We start from the raw sequence: 15,326 nt of genomic DNA, 5'->3' as shown, positions 1-15,326 counted from the left end.
CCCGTTCCCTTTCCACCTGCTCGGCGGGCGTCAACCCGCCACCCGTCGCATACCTCATGTAAAAGGTTTACCCACTCGCCAGCAGCCGTCACCAGACATAGTGACACCACATATTAATCATCAGTAGTCGAAGAGGGCGTCGAGCGGCATCGGCGGCTGGCCGATGGTCATGCGGGCGGTGTAGCCGGTGCCGAAACAGGCGCGGAAGCGCCCCTCGGAGAGCCGGGCGATGGTCGCGATGCCCGACGCCATGGTCATGACCGCCCGCTGCGAGGGAATCAGAACCGCGGTGCCGAGACCGATCCGACTCGTCCGCACGGCGGCCAGGGCGAGGTGCGCGAACGGGTCCTCCCACAGCGGAGCCGAATCGAAGATCCAGACTCGCGCATAGCCAAGTTCCTCGGCGAGGACAGCGAGATCCGCGAAATCCGGGCCCGGCGGAAGCCCGCAGGACAGCTCGAACGTGCTCGATTCCGGCATGGGAGCCTGTTTACAGCAATGCCGCGAGGCGACGCCACTGCTCGCGGGGAAATGCGCCCTGGTCGGGCGCGAGTGCCTGCAGGGCCACGTGGTCGGCGCCAGCGGCACGGTGCTCGTCCACCCGCCGCCGGATGGCCTCCTCGTCCCCCCCACGCGATCAGCGCATCGAAAAGCCGGTCGCTGACCGTCGCCAGGTCGCCGGGGGAGAAGCCCAGCCGGAGCAGATTGTTGGCGTAGTTCGGATGAGCGAGATATCTGCGCAGCCATTCGGCCCCGACCACCCGCGCCTCGTCGCGCCCGCCGCACAGGATCACGGTCTGCTCGGGGAGCACAAGTGGACCGTCGCCCAGTGCCTCACGGGCGAGCCGGGTGTGCTCCGGCGTCACGAGGTACGGATGTGCCCCACGGGCCCGTGCCGCCGCGACGTCCAGCATCTTCGGACCCAGCGCAGCCAGTACCCGCACCCCGGCAGGCACGGGCGGCTGCGCGGCGTCGAGGCCGTCGAGGAACCGGCCCATCGCCGCCAGCGGGCGCCGATAGCGCCCGGGTTCCGTGGCGTCGACCCGGGTGGCGTGGCTCACCCCGATCCCCAACAGGAAACGTTCCCCGTGGGCGGCGACGAGTTCCGCGTGTGCCGCTGCGGTCTGCTCAGGCGAGTACATCCACAGGTTCAGCACGCCGGTGGCCACGACGATCCGTCGGGTGGCAGCCAGCAGGTTGGCGACGGTGTCGAACACCGGCCCGCCGGCGTCCGGGATCCACACGGCGCTGAATCCGAGCTCCTCGAGCTCGGCGGCGGCCTCGGCCGCCTCGGCCGCAGCACCGAAGCGCAGCTGGGTACTCCACACCCCCAGACCAGAAAGATCCACGGCTGTCCTCCGTCCGCCAGCACCGCGCCCGCTGTCCCCATTCATAGCGGGCTGCGGCTCCCACCAGCGGCGGCGGCGTCAGACGGTGGACAGATTCACAATCTCGGTCAGCGCCTCGTCCGCGGAGGGCAGTGCGGCGACCTGTCGGGCCGCGCTGGCCGCGGCGCTCCGCAGGTTCTCGTCCGCCAGCGCCGAGATGACCGCGCCGGGGAGCTCGGCGCCGTGGCCGACCACGGCTGCGACGCCGGCCGCCCTGGCCCGGGCCGCGTTGATGGGCTGGTCGGCTCCCTGCGGCCACAACACCATCGGCACGCCACGGCTCATCGCGGCCAGCACCGTGCCGCTGCCGCCGGCCGAGATGACCAGGTCGACGTCCGCCATCAGCCGTTCCATCGGTGCGAACCGGACGAAGTGCACGGAGCCAGTGGAACGCACGGAGCCGGTGTCCGACGCCGGGGCCCGGGCGGAGCCCGGCGCCTCCCGGAGAGCCATGCCGACGGTGGCGATGACGGTGGCGCCGGTCGACGCGACGGCCCGTACCGCCTCCTCGAGCACCGCCTGGTCGGAGAAGACGGTGCCGAGCGTGACGAGCACCCGCGGACGTCCCGGAATCCGGGCCGGCGGGGTCCAGGCCGAGCCGGGTGTCGCATGCGGCTCGGATCGCACCGGCACCCGCCGCACCGGGCTGTGCCATCCCGGCTCCTGCATGACGGGCGGGCAGGGGTCGATGTAGGTCCGGGGCGGCATCGGGCGCAGATCGTGCTCCCGATACCAGCCCGCCGCCGCGCCGGCGATGGACGCGGTGATCGGCGCGGGCAGTGCCGGGCCGAGGCCGGCCTGGTGCCATGGCACCCCGAGTTCGGTGGCGACCGCCGGGCCGACGGTGTCGAACGCCTCCGCGACCACGATCTCCGGCTTCCAGCCCGCCGCGACCCGCCTGGCGGCGCCGGACGCCGTCTCCAGCCGGACGCCCCCGAAGATCACTCCGATGGCGGCCGGTGTGGGCTGCATGACATCCTCGCCGGTGCGCCGGGCCGCTTCGGCGGCGAACTCGGCCGGCATAGTGCCGGCGGGCAGGTGTTCGGCGCCGGGCAGTTCACGCGCCAGGATGTCGGCCATTCCCGCGCTGGTGAGGATCCCTACCTGGTGCCCTCGCGCCATGGCCGCCCGGGCGAGCGGCACCATCGGCAGCAGATGTCCGAACGCGGGCGTTACCGAGAAAAGCAGGCGCACTTCTCCTCCGCAGGGTCGAATGCGTACCGGATCCGGTCTTCCCGCACTTCTCAGCCGGCGTCGGCCGCACCGTCATTACCGTCAGTACCGCGAGCATCGTCAGTACCGGCGGCGGGGAGCGGTGTCGCCCGGAAGAGAACGTCGGGGTCGTAGCGTCGTTTGATGTCGAGCAGCCGAGTGGTGTTCGGGCCGTAGGCGTGCGTGATCTGGTCGGTCTCGTCGGCTGCGAGCAGATTGGGGTAGCCGCCGGGCAGTGCTTCGGGAGCCAGCGCGGCGGACAGGCCGCGGGCCCAGCCGCGGTGCCGCGAAGCGGCCTCGTCACCCGGTTCCCAGACGGCGATGGTCTCGGCCACGAGGTGCGCCGTGCGGTTGCCGAACGCGGTGGCCGAGGCGGGGATGCGCGCGGCGGCACCGTGCAGGCTGTGCAGCGAGACCGCCGACAGCGGCGACGTCAGTGCGTCGCCACCCGCCAGCAGGGCGGAGCGGGCACTCGGGGTGAGTCCGGGAAGGGTCCGCGGGCGGATCTCGATGTGCCGGCCGAACGGGAACATGCCGTCGGTGCTCGCGAGCAGCTCGGCCAGCTCGGTGGGGCCGAGCTGGGCCATGACGGGCTCGCCGAGGGCGGCGAGCGATGCGAGCGCGCGCTCGGCCTGGTCGGCCTCGCCGCTCCAGGCCGGCGCGAGGAACAGCACCGGGTCGCCGCCGGGCCCGGTGACGATGCCGGTCTGCACGGTCAGCTCGTCCGGTCCGTCCAGCAGGACGTCGGCGAGGGCGGCGAGCGCCGACGGTGCCTGTACCCACGGGTACATGATCATTCCGGCGAGCAGTGTCGGTACGCGGTGCAGCCGGATGTTCATGGCGGTGACGACGCCGAAGTTGCCGCCGCCGCCGCGCAGCGCCCAGAACAGGTCGGGTTCGTGCTCGGGGTCCGCCGTGACGGCGGAGCCGTCGGCCAGAACCAGGTCGACGGAGAGCACGTTGTCCACGGCGAGGCCGAACCGGCCGCTCAGCGGTCCGTACCCGCCGGCAAGGGACAGCCCGACCATGCCGACGGCCCCCGCGGTGCCGGTGACCGCGACCAGCCCGTGCTCCCGTGCGGCGGTGGCGACGTCCGCCGCCGTGGCGCCGCCACCCACCCGCGCGATCATGGCGACGGGGTCGATGGACACCTGGCGCAGGCCGCCCATCTCGAGGGTCAGGCCTCCCTCGGTCAGTGCCCGTCCGGCCCAGTCGTGGCCGCCGCCGCGTACCGACAGCGGGAGCGCGAGGTCACGGGCGACCTGTACCGCGGCCTGTGCGTCCCCGGGCTGCCCGCAGCGCACGACGACCCCGGGCCGGTGCGCGACCGCACCGTTCCAGATGGTGCGAGCCGCGTCGAAGGCCGGCCCGGAGGTCACGACCCGCTCCGGGCCCATCTCGCCCCGAAGGACCTCGGCGGCCCGGCCGGCCAGGTCGATCTGTGCTCTGAGCGTCATGTCGTCTCGCTCCCTCGGACGTGTCGGATCCCGCGGGTGCCTTGGGTGCCGCGGTGCCGCGGAGGTTCAGTGGGCGTGCGCCTCGGGAGAGCTGCTGCCGCTGTAAGACGCGAGGTCGGAGACCAGCTTCGTCAGCGCCGGGTCCTCCTCGTACCGGCGCCGGTGCAGGTCGGCGATCTTCTCGGCGATCCGGGGGTCCGGGTCGTCCGTGACATCGAAGGAGACGAAGGTCGCGGTCAGGGGGAGCCCGATCTCGTCGGTGTGCCGGTGGGCGGGGTGCTTGAGGTACTGCCAGTAACCGTCGAGATCCTCGATCACGTAGGTCGCGCCCCACTCGAACTCGCCGCCGACGTCACGGCCGACCACGAACGAGGTGACCGAGGGGATGACCCGGCCCTGGTTGCGCAGGCTCTCGACCGCCTCCGCCACCCGGTCGGCCGGGGCGTCGGGGCGAAGAGTCAGGCGGACCGTGTGGTAGATCATCGGATGTCGTCCTTTCCTTGGCCGAATACAAGGTCGGACGGGCAACTGCTGTACTCGAGCCTTGCGCCGGCGTGGATTCCTCGCATCGGTGAAAGCCACCTATACGGGCCCCGGGGCGATAGCGTCTGACCTGTGGGCACCTCTGTCCGTGCGCCCCGGGCGCTTGTCGGCCGGGGCGAGGAACTCCGCCGGCTTGAGGCGCTCGTCGCCGGCGCCGGAAACGGCCAGGGCGGGGTGCTGGTGCTCCGCGGTGAGGCGGGCATCGGCAAGAGTGCGCTGCTGGACGAGCTGCGGCGCCGCGCCCAGGGAATGCGGGTCGTCGAGGCGTCCGGATCGCAGTTCGAGAGCGAGCTGCCGTTCGCCGCGCTGCACCAGCTGTGCCTCCCGGTTCTCGGGGAGCTCGGCGGGCTGCCGGCGCCGCACCGGCTGGCCCTCCGGAGGGCGTTCGGCCTCGCCGACGGCACACCGGAGCCGTTCCGCATCGCGATGGCGGCCCTGGACCTGCTGGTCACGGCGGCGCGGGCGCGTCCGCTGCTGTGCCTCGTCGACGACGCGCACTGGCTCGACGACGCCTCGACGCGGGTGCTGACGTTCCTGGCGCGCCGCATCGCGGCCGAACCGGTGGCGATGGTGCTGGCCGCGCGGCACAGGCTCGACGAGCTGCCGGGGGTCGACGAGCTGCCGGGGGTCGAGGTGGCCGGGCTGGCCGACGGCGACGCCCGCCAGCTCGTGGCGAACACCCGCGCGACGCTCGACGAGATCGTGCGGGACCGCGTGGTCGCCGAGGCCAGAGGCAACCCGCTCGCGCTGCTCGAGCTGCCGGGAGCGGGCGGCTTCGCGCTGCCCGATCCGTCCTCCGTCCCCAGCCGGGTCGAACGCAGCTTCCAGGACCGCCTCGGCGCGCTGCCCGACGCGGCCCGGCAGCTGCTGACCGTGGCGAGTGCCGATCCGACCGGTGATCCCGGTCTGTTGTGGGCCGCGGCCGAGCGCCTCGGGGTCGAGCCGCCGGCCGGCGCACTCGCGGAGGCGTCCGGGCTGGTCGATCTCGGCCCGCGCGTGCGGTTCTGCCATCCGCTGGCCCGGTCCGCCGTCTACCAGGCCGCCGCCGCGCGGGAGCGGCACGCCGCGCACCGCGCGCTCGCCGAGGCCACGGACCCGGGGCGGGACCCCGACCGCAGGGCCTGGCACCGTGCTCAGGCCGGTACCGGGCCCGACGAGGACGTCGCCGCCGAGCTGAGCCGCTGTGCCGAGCGCGCGCGGGCACGCGGGGGAGCGGCGGCCGCAGCGGCGTTCCTCGAACGGGCTTCGGCCCTCTCCCAGGATCCCGCGCACCGCACCGAGCGTGCCCTCGCGGCCGCGCGGGCCCACCTCGCCGACGGGGCGCTCGACGCGGCGGCCGGCCTGCTCACGGCGGTCACCGTGGACGAGGACGACCCTGTCTCGCTCGCCGAGGTCGAGCTGATCCACGGGCAGCTCAGTTTCGTGCGCCACCGCGACGGCGACGGCCCGGCGCACATGCTGCGCGCGGCCCGGCGGCTGGCCGCGGCGGATCCCCGCCGGTCGCGGGCCTGCTTCCTCGATGCCGTCGAGATGGCCCTGGTCGTCGGCCGGGCGAGCGGGGTCATGGACATGGTGGTCGAGGCCGCGCGGGCGGCGCCGCGGGTTCCCGGCCCGCCGGACCTGCCGGACCTGCTGGACGCGCTGGTACGGCTGGCGACGGAAGGGCACCGGACGGCATCGCGGCCCGTCCGTGAGATCGTCGCCTCGCCTTCGCGGTGGCGGGCGCGGCCGGCACTGGCGGCGATGCTCGCCGTCGAATGCTGGGACGTCGACGCCCACGACGTGATCACCGAGTGGGTGCTGGCGTCCGCCCGGGAGTCGGGCTCGGCGCTCACGCTGCGCCTGGGCCTGGGCCTGGCGGCGGTCAGCGCGGTGCACGTCGGTGACTTCGGTGCCGCGACGGCGGCGATCGCCGAGGAGGAGGTCGTGGCGGACGCGGTCGGGGTGGCGCCGCTGGCCTACCCGCGGCTGCATCTCGCCGCACTGCGCGGTCGCCCGGCCGAGGCGCGGCCGGTGATCGAGTCGTTCACCGCGGAGGCTGTCGCGAGCGGCACCGGCCAGACGATCGCCAACGCGGAATGGGCCACCGCGGTCCTGAGCAACGGTCTCGCCGACTACCCGGCGGCACTCGCCGCGGCCGGCGCGGCAACCCGACACGGCGACCTGTTCGTCGCCGCGGTCGCCCTGCCGGAGCTGGTCGAGGCCGCAGTCCGGTGCGGTGCGCACGAGGCCGCCGCCACTGCCCTGGCGGCGCTCACCGAGCGCACCGAGGGCAGCGGCACCCCGTGGGCGCTCGGTGTCGGCGCCTACACCCGTGGGCTGGTCACCGGCGACGAGGGCGATTTTCGCGCGGCCGTCGGCCATCTCGAGGCGAGCCCGTTCGGGCCCTACCTGGCCAGGGCGCACCTGCTCTACGGGGAGTGGCTGCGTCGCCGCGGCCGGCGGCGGGACGCCCGCCGGCACCTGCGCACCGCCCACGAGCGGTTCACCGGCATGGCGGCCTTCGCCGACCGCACCGCCGGCGAGCTGCGCGCGACCGGGGAGAGTGCCCGCGGGCGGGCGCCTGGCGGCACCGACGAGCTCACCGCGCAGGAGGCGCACATCGCCGGCCTGGTCGCGGGCGGAGCGACGTCGAAGGAGGTCGCGGCCCGGTTGTTCATCAGCCCCCGCACCGTCGACGCCCACCTCCGCAACATCTTCCGCAAACTCGGCATCTCCTCCCGCCGCCAGCTCCGGGCCCGGCGGTCCCGCGACTGATCCTGGCGACCCCCAGAACCTGTGGTCACGACCTGTGGTCGCGGCGAAGTCGCGCTATTCTCCGCGTCATGACCGGGAGTGACCCCATCCCCACCGGGCGGCCAGTCGCAGGCGGAGATCCGGCCGCCATCCGGATCCGCATCGAGGCCACCGACCTCCCCGGCCGCGACCTCCTCCACCACCGCGGTATCCAGGTCGGAGTACAGGGCCGAAGGGGCCGGGATGGCCGGGAGGACCTGCTGGACCTGCACCCCGGCGACGCACCGGCGGCCGTCTGGACACTGCAGGCAACCGCGCTCCCCACCCAGGCCGGTCTGGACATCACCGGGCCCCATATCCAGGGCCGACCCGGGGGCCGGTTCGTCTACCTGTCCTGGGGCACTCTCGACGGCGCCGGCACCTTCGCCAGGTTCAGCCGAGCGAAACTGATGTTCGACGCTGTCGACCCCGCCACCCTCGACGCCGCCAGGCGGGCCGGCGGTCTCCTCGCCCGCCTGAAGCTCACCGACGCCAGGGGAAACCCGCTCTGCGCCGCCGTGCGGCCACCGCTCATCGACTGGAGCGCAGGCCAGGTTGGTTGACGCGTCCCGGAACCGTGGCTCTGCCGCGGTCTGTGCCCCGAGACAGGCACGGTAGGCGGATTCGGTGCCCTGAACGGCCGATCAGGCAAACAACGACCGGGGCGCCGCGGGTCGATACGCTCCTCGAGGCCAGTTCGCCGTGCTCGAGGAGGAGTACCCCTGATGGACTTCGGTTTCGACGCAAAGACCCTGGAGCTGCGGGAGAACCTCCTCGACTTCATGGCGACCCACGTCGAGCCGGCGCAGCCGGTGTTCCGGGAGCAGCTCGCCGAGCTTGAGCGGCAGGGGCAGCGATGGGCCTGGACGCGGCCGCCGGTCCTGGCCGAGCTGCGGGCCGAGGCGCGCAGCCGTGGGCTGTGGAACCTGTTCCTCCCCGGGGAGCACGGCGCCGGCCTGACCAACCTGCAGTACGCGCCGCTGGCGGAGATCACCGGCCACGGTGGCCGCCTGGCGCCGGCGGCGCTGAACTGCTCCGCGCCGGACACCGGCAACATGGAGGTGCTGTCGATGTTCGGCAGCGAGGCGCAGCGGGCGCAGTGGCTGGAGCCGCTGCTGGCCGGCGAGATCCGCTCGTCGTTCGCGATGACCGAGCCGGACGTGGCCTCCTCCGACGCGACCAACATCTCCACCCGGATCGAGCGGGACGGTGACGAGTACGTCATCAACGGACGCAAGTGGTGGATCACCGGTGCGATGAACCCCGACGCGAAGATCTTCATCGTGATGGGGAAGACCGACCCCGATGCCGACCGGCACCACCAGCAGTCGATGATCCTCGTCCCGCGGGACACCCCCGGGCTGGTGATACGCCGGGGGATGGAGGTGTTCGGCTACGACGACCACCACCACGGGGGGCACGCGGAGCTGGAGTTCGTCAACGCCCGGGTGCCGGCCGCGAACCTCATCGGCGCCCAGGGGCAGGGCTTCGGGATCGCCCAGGCCCGGTTGGGGCCCGGGCGGATCCACCACTGCATGCGCTCGATCGGCGTCGCGGAGCGAGCGATCTCGCTGATGTGCGCGCGGGTGGAGAACCGGGTCGCGTTCGGGCGTCCGCTGGCCGAGCAGGGCGTGATCCGCGACTGGATCGCCGAGGCCCGGGTGCGGGTGGAGCAGCTGCGGCTGCTGGTCCTCAAGACGGCCTGGCTGATGGACACCGTCGGGAACCGGGCGGCGCACACCGAGATCCAGGCGATCAAGATCGCGACTCCGGCCGCGGTGCAGTGGATCCTCGACAAGGCCATCCAGGCGCACGGCGCGGCGGGTCTGTCCCAGGACCTCCCGCTCGCCGAGGCCTACGCGAGCATCCGCACGCTGCGTTTCGCGGACGGGCCCGACGAAGTCCACAAGGCGGCGCTGGCCCGCGCCGAGATTCGCCGGCAGGCGGCTGCCCGCGCGGCGCGCCAGCCTGGCTGACCTGGGGCGCGGCAACCCGGCCGCGGCGACCGGGCCGTCACTCGTAGGGCCCCGCCACCATCCTCGGGTGGCGGGGCGGCCGACGGTCGAGTCGAGCGTGGTGTCAGCTGTTCAGGTCCAGGCCGTTCAGGTCGCCGGCGTCACGCCAGTCCTGCAACAGCTCCTCCAAGGCGTAGAAGCCGGGGCCGTAGGGCTCGCCGAGGAAGAAGCGCCCGCCCGTCTCGCCCTCGCTGTTGTAGTAGCCGGGGGTGCATTCGCCGACGAAACGGGTGTTGTCAATCCTGTTCTCGCGGATGGTGCGGACCCAGTTCTCCTCCGCCTCGGCGGTGGGCTCCACGACCGTCGCCCCGCGCGTCTTCGCCGCCGCGATGATGTAGGCGATGTGGTCGGCCTGCTGCTCGAACATCCTGGTCGTGGACGCGGTGACACCGCCCTGGATGAAGCCGGTCGAGAAGTAGTTCGGGAAGCCGTGCGACATGATGCCGTGCAGCGTGCGGAAGCCCTTGTCCCAGTGGTCGTAGAGGGACCTGCCCTCGCGCCCGGCGAGCGGCTGGATGGCCAGCTGCCGGTCGAGGGAGCTGGTGATCTCGAAGCCGCTGGCGAAGACGATGCAGTCGACCTCGTACTCGATGCCGTTGGCGACGACCCCGCGCTCGGTGATCCGCTCGACGCCCTTCGCGTCCGACACGTCGACGAGGGTCACGTTCGGCCGGTTGAAGGTCGGCAGGTACTCGTCGTTGAAGACCGGGCGCTTGCACAGGATGCGGAAGTACGGCTTGAGGACCTCCGCGGTCTTCGGGTCGGTGACGACGCTGTCGACCCGCTGACGGATCCGCTCCGCGACCCGGTAGTCCTCGGCCTCGTGCATCTCGGCGAACGTCACGGGATCGGCCAGTGCGCCCCAGCCGTCCGTGGCGTTGAGGCGGGCCGCCAGGTTGCGGGAGACCTCCGTCCAGGCGTCGCAGATCCAGTCCTGCTCGCCGGGCGAGTAGAAGGCGAAGGTCGCGTTGTGGAAGTTGCGCTGGCGCTCCTCCCGCCACCCGGGCTTCAGGGAGGCCGCCCATTCCGGGTCGGTCGGGGAGTCGGAGCGCTCGAAGACGTAGGACGGCGTCCGCTGGAACACCGTCAGGTGCTTCGCGCCGCGGGCCAGATGCGGAATCGCCTGGACGCCGCTGGAACCCGTGCCGATCACGGCGATCCGCCTGTCGGCGATCCTGTCGAGCCCGCCGTGCAGGTTCCCGCCGGTGTAGTCGAAATCCCAGCGCGCGGTGTGGATGGTGTGCCCGCGGAAGTCGGAGATGCCGGGGATTCCGGGGAGCTTGGGTCGGTTGTAGGGGCCCTGGCACATGATGACGAACCGGGCCCGGATCGTGTCACCGCGGTTGGTGGCGATCCGCCAGCGCTGGATCTCCTCGTCCCACTCCAGCGAACGGATCAGGGTGTGGAACAGCGCCTTCTCGTACGCTCCGAGATGGCGCCCGACGCGCTGTGCGTGCTCATAGCACTCGTCACCGTGGGAGAACTTCTCCTTCGGCAGGTAGCCGGTCTCCTCAAGAAGCGGGAGATAGCAGTAGGCGTCCGAGTCGATCTGGATTCCCGGATAGCGGTTCCAGTACCAGACGCCGCCGAAGTCCCCGCCCAGCTCCACGATCCGGAAGTCGGTGATGCCGGCCTGCTGCAGGCGGTGCGCGGCGATCAGACCCGAGAAGCCGCCGCCGAGGATCACCACCTCGATATCGCCGTCGATGGGCGTGCGCGGCGTGACCGGGGTGTGCGGATCAGCCTCGTAGAACTCGGCGAAATCGTCGCCGGTCTCCACGTACTGCCGCTGGCCGTCGCGGCGTAACCGCTTGTCACGCTCGGCGAGGTACTTCTGGTGCAGCGCCTCCTGGTCGACGACTTCCGGGGTCTTCGTGGGTTCACAGGGCTGCATAGGAGATTCCTCGGTCCTGCTCGTGGGTGTTGTCGAGTACTGCGGATCCGGTCATGGCCGGCTCCGCGGCTGGCCGGGCGGCCGACCCCGGTGACACACCACGGTCGAGACCCCCTGCGCGTAAGGACGCCGGTGTTCTGACACGTCTCCGTTGCTGCCGCCGGCGGCACTCGGCATGCCTTATCATCGGCTTATGGCATGTATCCTTACAAGGATAGCAATGTTGACTGAGGCCATCAACGGCCGATCCGTCTGATCAGCGGCCGTGGATTCCCCGGGTGGCCAGCACCCGGCGCAGCTCCTGCACGGCGGTGTGGTGGCGTGACTTGACGGTCCCGAGCGGGATTTCCAGGGCGGCGGCCGTCTCGCGCTGGGTGCGGTCCAGGCAGTGCAGGTGGACGAGGGCCTCGCGGTGCGGCCGGGACAACGCCCGCAGTGCCCGGACCAGATCGGTACGCAGCAGTGCGGCGTCCAGGCTGTCGGCTGCCCGCCGGTCGGCCGCGCGCGCCGGTTCGACAGTGGGCACGGGCAGTTCCTGCGGGCGCGCCGCCTGCCGGCGGTGCCAGTCGACGGTGAGATTGCGCGCGACGAGGAACAGCCACGCCCGGGCGCTGGCGTGGGCGGCGAGCCCGTCCCGGTGGCGCCACGCCCGCAGGAACGTCTCCTGGAGCAGATCCTCGGCGCGGCCCGGGTCGTCCGGGCTGATCCGGCGCAGGTACCGAAGCAGGTCCGCGGCGTTCTCGTCGAACAGGACGCGAAGGGCGTGCGCGGCGTTGGGGCCGTCCGGCCTGTCCGGCCTGTCCGGCGCTCCGGTCGCCGCCGGTCCGGAGGCCCGGCCCGCGTGCGCGTCACCGGCGGACGGGTTCGCCATGGCCAGGCCCCTCTGCCGGAGACGGACGACAACCGCGATCTGTGTGCAGACGATTGCTCGGAGCGAGGTTACTGCGGCTATGTCGGTCATCGCCAGGCATGCGCCATATGTCACGGAAATCCGTTTAAACCCGTTCCCGGAATTCGCCTGGGCGGTGGCGGTAACCCGGAGCGTCCTGTGTGGCGTGCGCCCACCCTGCGCCCAGGCCGCCGTGCGGCGCCGGGTCGATCATTCTTCCGAGGTGGGTGCGGGCAGATCGGTCGGCGCGAGCCGGAGAAGATCGTCCGTGGTCGGCGCGGACAGTTCGGCGACCCGCTGTGCCTGGTTCTCCGTCATCTGCTGGAAGACCTGGCGGGCAAACCGGCCGTTGCCGAATCCGTGCTCGCGCCCGGTGGCGGCGAAATGGGCGTCCAGCGCCGCCACGGTGGCGTCGGGGAGCTGGTACTCGTGGATGCGGCACTGGCGCGCGACGATCTGGGTGAGTTCCGCCGAGCTGTAGTCCTCAAAAGTGATCGTCCGTGAGAACCGGGAGGCCAGCCCGGGATTGGAGGCGATGAAACGGGTCATCTCCGCCGGATAACCGGCGACGATGACCACCACCCGGTCGCGGTGGTCCTCCATCAGTTTGACCAGGGTCGCGATGGCCTCCTGGCCGAAGTCGTTCCCCAACCCGTGCGGGACGAGCGAGTACGCCTCGTCGATGAACAGCACCCCGCCCAGCGCCCGGCGGAACATCGCCTGGGTTCTCGGCGCGGTGTGACCCACGTACTCGCCCACCATGGCCGAGCGGTCGGCCTCGACCAGGTGGCCGCTCTCGAGGACGCCGAGCGCGGCGAGCAGCTGGCCGTACAGGCGCGCGACCGTCGTCTTCCCGGTGCCCGGATTCCCCGCGAACACCAGGTGCCGGCTCAGCGGCGGCGCGGGCAGCCCGGCCTGCTGCCGGCGCCGGACCGTCTGCATCAGCTTCACCTGCGCGCCGACATCCGCCTTCACCCGGTCCAGGCCGACGAGCCCGGCGAGGTCCGCCAGCAGCTCCTCGAGCGTGGGCGGCGGCTCAATCGCGGCGGAGCCGGCCGCCGCGGCCTGCGCCAGGCCGCCACCGCCACCGCCACCGGCGCCGTCCGCGGGCCCGGCCACTGCGACACCGCCGCCCGCCATCGAGAGCGAGGCCGCACCACCCGGACCACCGGTGGGGCCCGGACCAGCCGGAGCCGGGAGGTGGACGTCACGCACGCCGCTCACCGCACAGTCGGCGAACGCGGGCTCGGCGCCCTCGGCGAGGCTCAGGTCCGCCTCGCAGTCGCGGAACCGGCAGCGGGTGAACCTCGGCCGCGCGCCCGCCCCCACGTGCACGGCGGGGAAAACGGAGCCGGTGATCTCACAGTCGTCGAACGTCCCCTGGGCGTGGTCGGCGACGAAGACGCCGTTCTTGCCCGCGTGCGCCAGGCGGGTGGAGCGGACGGCGGCGGTGGCGCCCGTCCAGACCACCAGCGCGGAGCCGGCGGCCCGGTCGACCTGGCAGTCCTCGACCTCGGCGCGCGCCTGCGCGGCCAGCACGATGCCTGCCGTGCCGGACCGCTCGACCCGACAGCCGCGCAGCGTCGCCTCGGCGCCGCCGCCGATCTCGACGCCCGCCCCGGCGCTCGCGCTGACCACCGTGGCGGAGCAGGTCGCGGACGTCCCCGGGGCGAGGGCGAGCCCGGTCGCGTTCCCGTCCAGGACGCAGTCCTCCGTGACGAGGGAGGCCGTGCCGTCCACCCGGATGCCGGACATGGCGCTGTCCCGTACCGCTACGTCCCGCAGCCGCGCGGTGGCCTCCCCGGCGAGGTGCAGGCCGTGCTCGGGCGTCTCTCGCAGCCGCAGTCCGGACAGGACGCCCGCCGCGGTCCCGCCGAGGTGGATGTTGCTGTAGCGGTTCGCCTCCACGGCCAGGTCGCGTACCTCGGCACTCGCGGCGCCGCCGAGGAAGAGCCCGTTCGCGGTGCAGCCGCGCACCTGGCCGCCCACGCACTCCAGCCGGGCGTTCTCCTGCGCGGCCAGGCCACTGGTGCCGGCGAGGTCGACGGCGCAGGTGTCCAGGCGCAGCAGCGCGTGCCCGGTCGCGAGTGCGCCCGCGCGGCCCGGCCGGTGGATCCGGCAGCGGGTGAGCTCGGCCTGCGCCCCGCCCGTGAGGACCAGACCGTCACCGCCCGGACGGACGATGTCGCACTCGACCAGCCGCACGCCCCCCGCACCCAACGCGGACGAACCCAGGATCCGCAGGCCCTCCGCGGCGGGCCGCCAGACGACGCAGCGTTCCAGCTCGACCCGGGCGTCGTCCTCGATGAGCAGGCCGCTCTGCCCGCTGCGGTCGAGCTCGCAGTCCCGGGCCCGCAGGGTGGCGCTGCCGCGGGCCCGCAGCGCCGAGCCGTCGACGGCGCTGACCCGGCTGGCGGTGACGTCCAGGGTGGCGGTGTCGCCGGCGACCATTCCGGTGCCCGTGACCCTCTCGATGACGCAGCGGTCCACCGTCACCGTCGCCTCGCCCAGCACGTGCAGTCCGGCGAGGCCGGCGCCGGTGAGGCGACAGTCCGCCAGGCTCGCGGACCCGCCGGTGACCTCGACCCGCCCGCCGGCGACCTGGCACCGCGACAGCTCCGCCGTGCCGGCGGTGATGATGAGCGCCGGGGTGTTCGTGGCCCCGCCCGTGCGGAGGATGCCGACACCGTCCAGCGTCACGTTCGCCTGGCTGACGACCGGCTGGTCACCGGTCAGCCACACCGTGCCGGGGCCCTCCTCGGCCACCAGCCGGACCTCCCGGTCCAGGACGAGAACCTCCTGGTAGTGGCCGGGTGCGATCGACAGGACGGCGGGCGCCGCCGCGGCACGCAGCGCGGCCCCGACGCTCGGCAGCCCGCCTGCCCCGACCCGGACGACTCCGCCCGCCACGGTCCCGTCCGCTTTGCCCGCCGAGGCGGATCCACCCGGCCGGCCCGGTTCGGGGGAGGCCGCCTCGGCCCGCCACCTGCGCATGTGTCGTCTCCTGTTCACCGCGTGGCTGGTCGGGACGAGAACCTCCTGGTAGTGGCCGGGTGCGATCGACAGGACGGCGGGCGCCGCCGCGGCACGCAGCGCGGCCCCGACGCTCGGCAGCCCGCCTGCCCCGACCCGGACGACTCCGCCCGCCACGGT

The 15,326-nt window shown here is 72.9% G+C and carries 9 protein-coding genes and 2 pseudogenes; 3 read left to right on the top strand and 8 right to left on the bottom strand.

Annotated features, from left to right (window positions below; translation table 11 throughout):
- Nucleotides 1-123: 123 nt before the first annotated feature.
- The 5 genes and pseudogenes from AB1460_RS31225 to AB1460_RS31205 form a co-directional block, all read right to left on the bottom strand.
- Nucleotides 124-480: pseudogene (locus AB1460_RS31225) on the bottom strand (LLM class flavin-dependent oxidoreductase); the annotation flags it as partial.
- Between the two features lie 10 nt (nucleotides 481-490).
- Nucleotides 491-1,349, bottom strand: a pseudogene (locus AB1460_RS31220) (TIGR03620 family F420-dependent LLM class oxidoreductase).
- A gap of 78 nt (nucleotides 1,350-1,427) precedes the next feature.
- A complete protein-coding gene (locus AB1460_RS31215; protein WP_368965672.1) occupies nucleotides 1,428-2,582 on the bottom strand; it encodes a glycosyltransferase in 1,155 nt (384 codons plus the stop codon).
- 50 nt (nucleotides 2,583-2,632) lie between these two features.
- A complete protein-coding gene (locus AB1460_RS31210) occupies nucleotides 2,633-4,057 on the bottom strand; it encodes an FAD-binding oxidoreductase (protein ID WP_368965671.1) in 1,425 nt (474 codons plus the stop codon).
- A 66-nt stretch (nucleotides 4,058-4,123) separates the two neighbouring features.
- Nucleotides 4,124-4,540, bottom strand: coding sequence for a Dabb family protein (locus AB1460_RS31205; protein WP_368965670.1), 417 nt, complete (start codon nucleotides 4,538-4,540; stop codon nucleotides 4,124-4,126).
- A 132-nt stretch (nucleotides 4,541-4,672) separates the two neighbouring features.
- Between AB1460_RS31205 and AB1460_RS31200 the strand changes: the two genes are divergently transcribed.
- The 3 genes from AB1460_RS31200 to AB1460_RS31190 all read left to right on the top strand — a co-directional run bounded on the left by AB1460_RS31200 (nucleotide 4,673) and on the right by AB1460_RS31190 (nucleotide 9,351).
- Nucleotides 4,673-7,357 (top strand): AAA family ATPase, encoded by a 2,685-nt coding sequence (locus AB1460_RS31200; protein WP_368965669.1) that lies wholly within the window; start codon nucleotides 4,673-4,675, stop codon nucleotides 7,355-7,357.
- A 68-nt stretch (nucleotides 7,358-7,425) separates the two neighbouring features.
- Nucleotides 7,426-7,938: a DUF5990 family protein gene (locus AB1460_RS31195; RefSeq protein WP_368965668.1), complete on the top strand. Its 513-nt coding sequence runs from the start codon at nucleotides 7,426-7,428 to the stop codon at nucleotides 7,936-7,938.
- Nucleotides 7,939-8,100: 162 nt separating this feature from the next.
- Nucleotides 8,101-9,351 (top strand): acyl-CoA dehydrogenase family protein, encoded by a 1,251-nt coding sequence (locus tag AB1460_RS31190; protein WP_368965667.1) that lies wholly within the window; start codon nucleotides 8,101-8,103, stop codon nucleotides 9,349-9,351.
- Nucleotides 9,352-9,454: 103 nt separating this feature from the next.
- On the opposite strand, the gene AB1460_RS31185 is transcribed toward AB1460_RS31190, so the two are convergent.
- The 3 genes from AB1460_RS31185 to AB1460_RS31175 all read right to left on the bottom strand — a co-directional run.
- Nucleotides 9,455-11,284 carry a flavin-containing monooxygenase gene (locus AB1460_RS31185; RefSeq protein ID WP_368965666.1) on the bottom strand — a complete coding sequence of 610 codons (1,830 nt, stop codon included), beginning with the start codon at nucleotides 11,282-11,284 and terminating at the stop codon, nucleotides 9,455-9,457.
- Nucleotides 11,285-11,540: 256 nt separating this feature from the next.
- Nucleotides 11,541-12,155, bottom strand: a complete 615-nt coding sequence (locus AB1460_RS31180; RefSeq protein ID WP_368965665.1) for a sigma-70 family RNA polymerase sigma factor — start codon at nucleotides 12,153-12,155, stop codon at nucleotides 11,541-11,543.
- Between the two features lie 228 nt (nucleotides 12,156-12,383).
- The coding region (locus AB1460_RS31175) for a right-handed parallel beta-helix repeat-containing protein (RefSeq protein ID WP_368965664.1) at nucleotides 12,384-15,326 on the bottom strand (2,943 nt) is incomplete at its 5' end.

This window comes from Parafrankia sp. FMc2 (assembly GCF_041008525.1).
Lineage (GTDB): Bacteria > Actinomycetota > Actinomycetes > Frankiales > Frankiaceae > Parafrankia.
The sequence above is the reverse complement of the archived record's forward strand: the minus strand, read 5'-3'. Positions and strand labels throughout refer to the sequence as shown.

Bases quoted from the DNA above. Each gene is read 5' to 3' on its own strand.
- AB1460_RS31185 (WP_368965666.1), bottom strand. From the start codon at position 11,284: ATGCAGCCCTGTGAACCCACGAAGACCCCGGAAGTCGTCGACCAGGAG.
- AB1460_RS31210 (WP_368965671.1), bottom strand. From the start codon at position 4,057: ATGACGCTCAGAGCACAGATCGACCTGGCCGGCCGGGCCGCCGAGGTC.
- AB1460_RS31195 (WP_368965668.1), top strand. From the start codon at position 7,426: ATGACCGGGAGTGACCCCATCCCCACCGGGCGGCCAGTCGCAGGCGGA.
- AB1460_RS31205 (WP_368965670.1), bottom strand. From the start codon at position 4,540: ATGATCTACCACACGGTCCGCCTGACTCTTCGCCCCGACGCCCCGGCC.
- AB1460_RS31180 (WP_368965665.1), bottom strand. From the start codon at position 12,155: ATGGCGAACCCGTCCGCCGGTGACGCGCACGCGGGCCGGGCCTCCGGA.
- AB1460_RS31190 (WP_368965667.1), top strand. From the start codon at position 8,101: ATGGACTTCGGTTTCGACGCAAAGACCCTGGAGCTGCGGGAGAACCTC.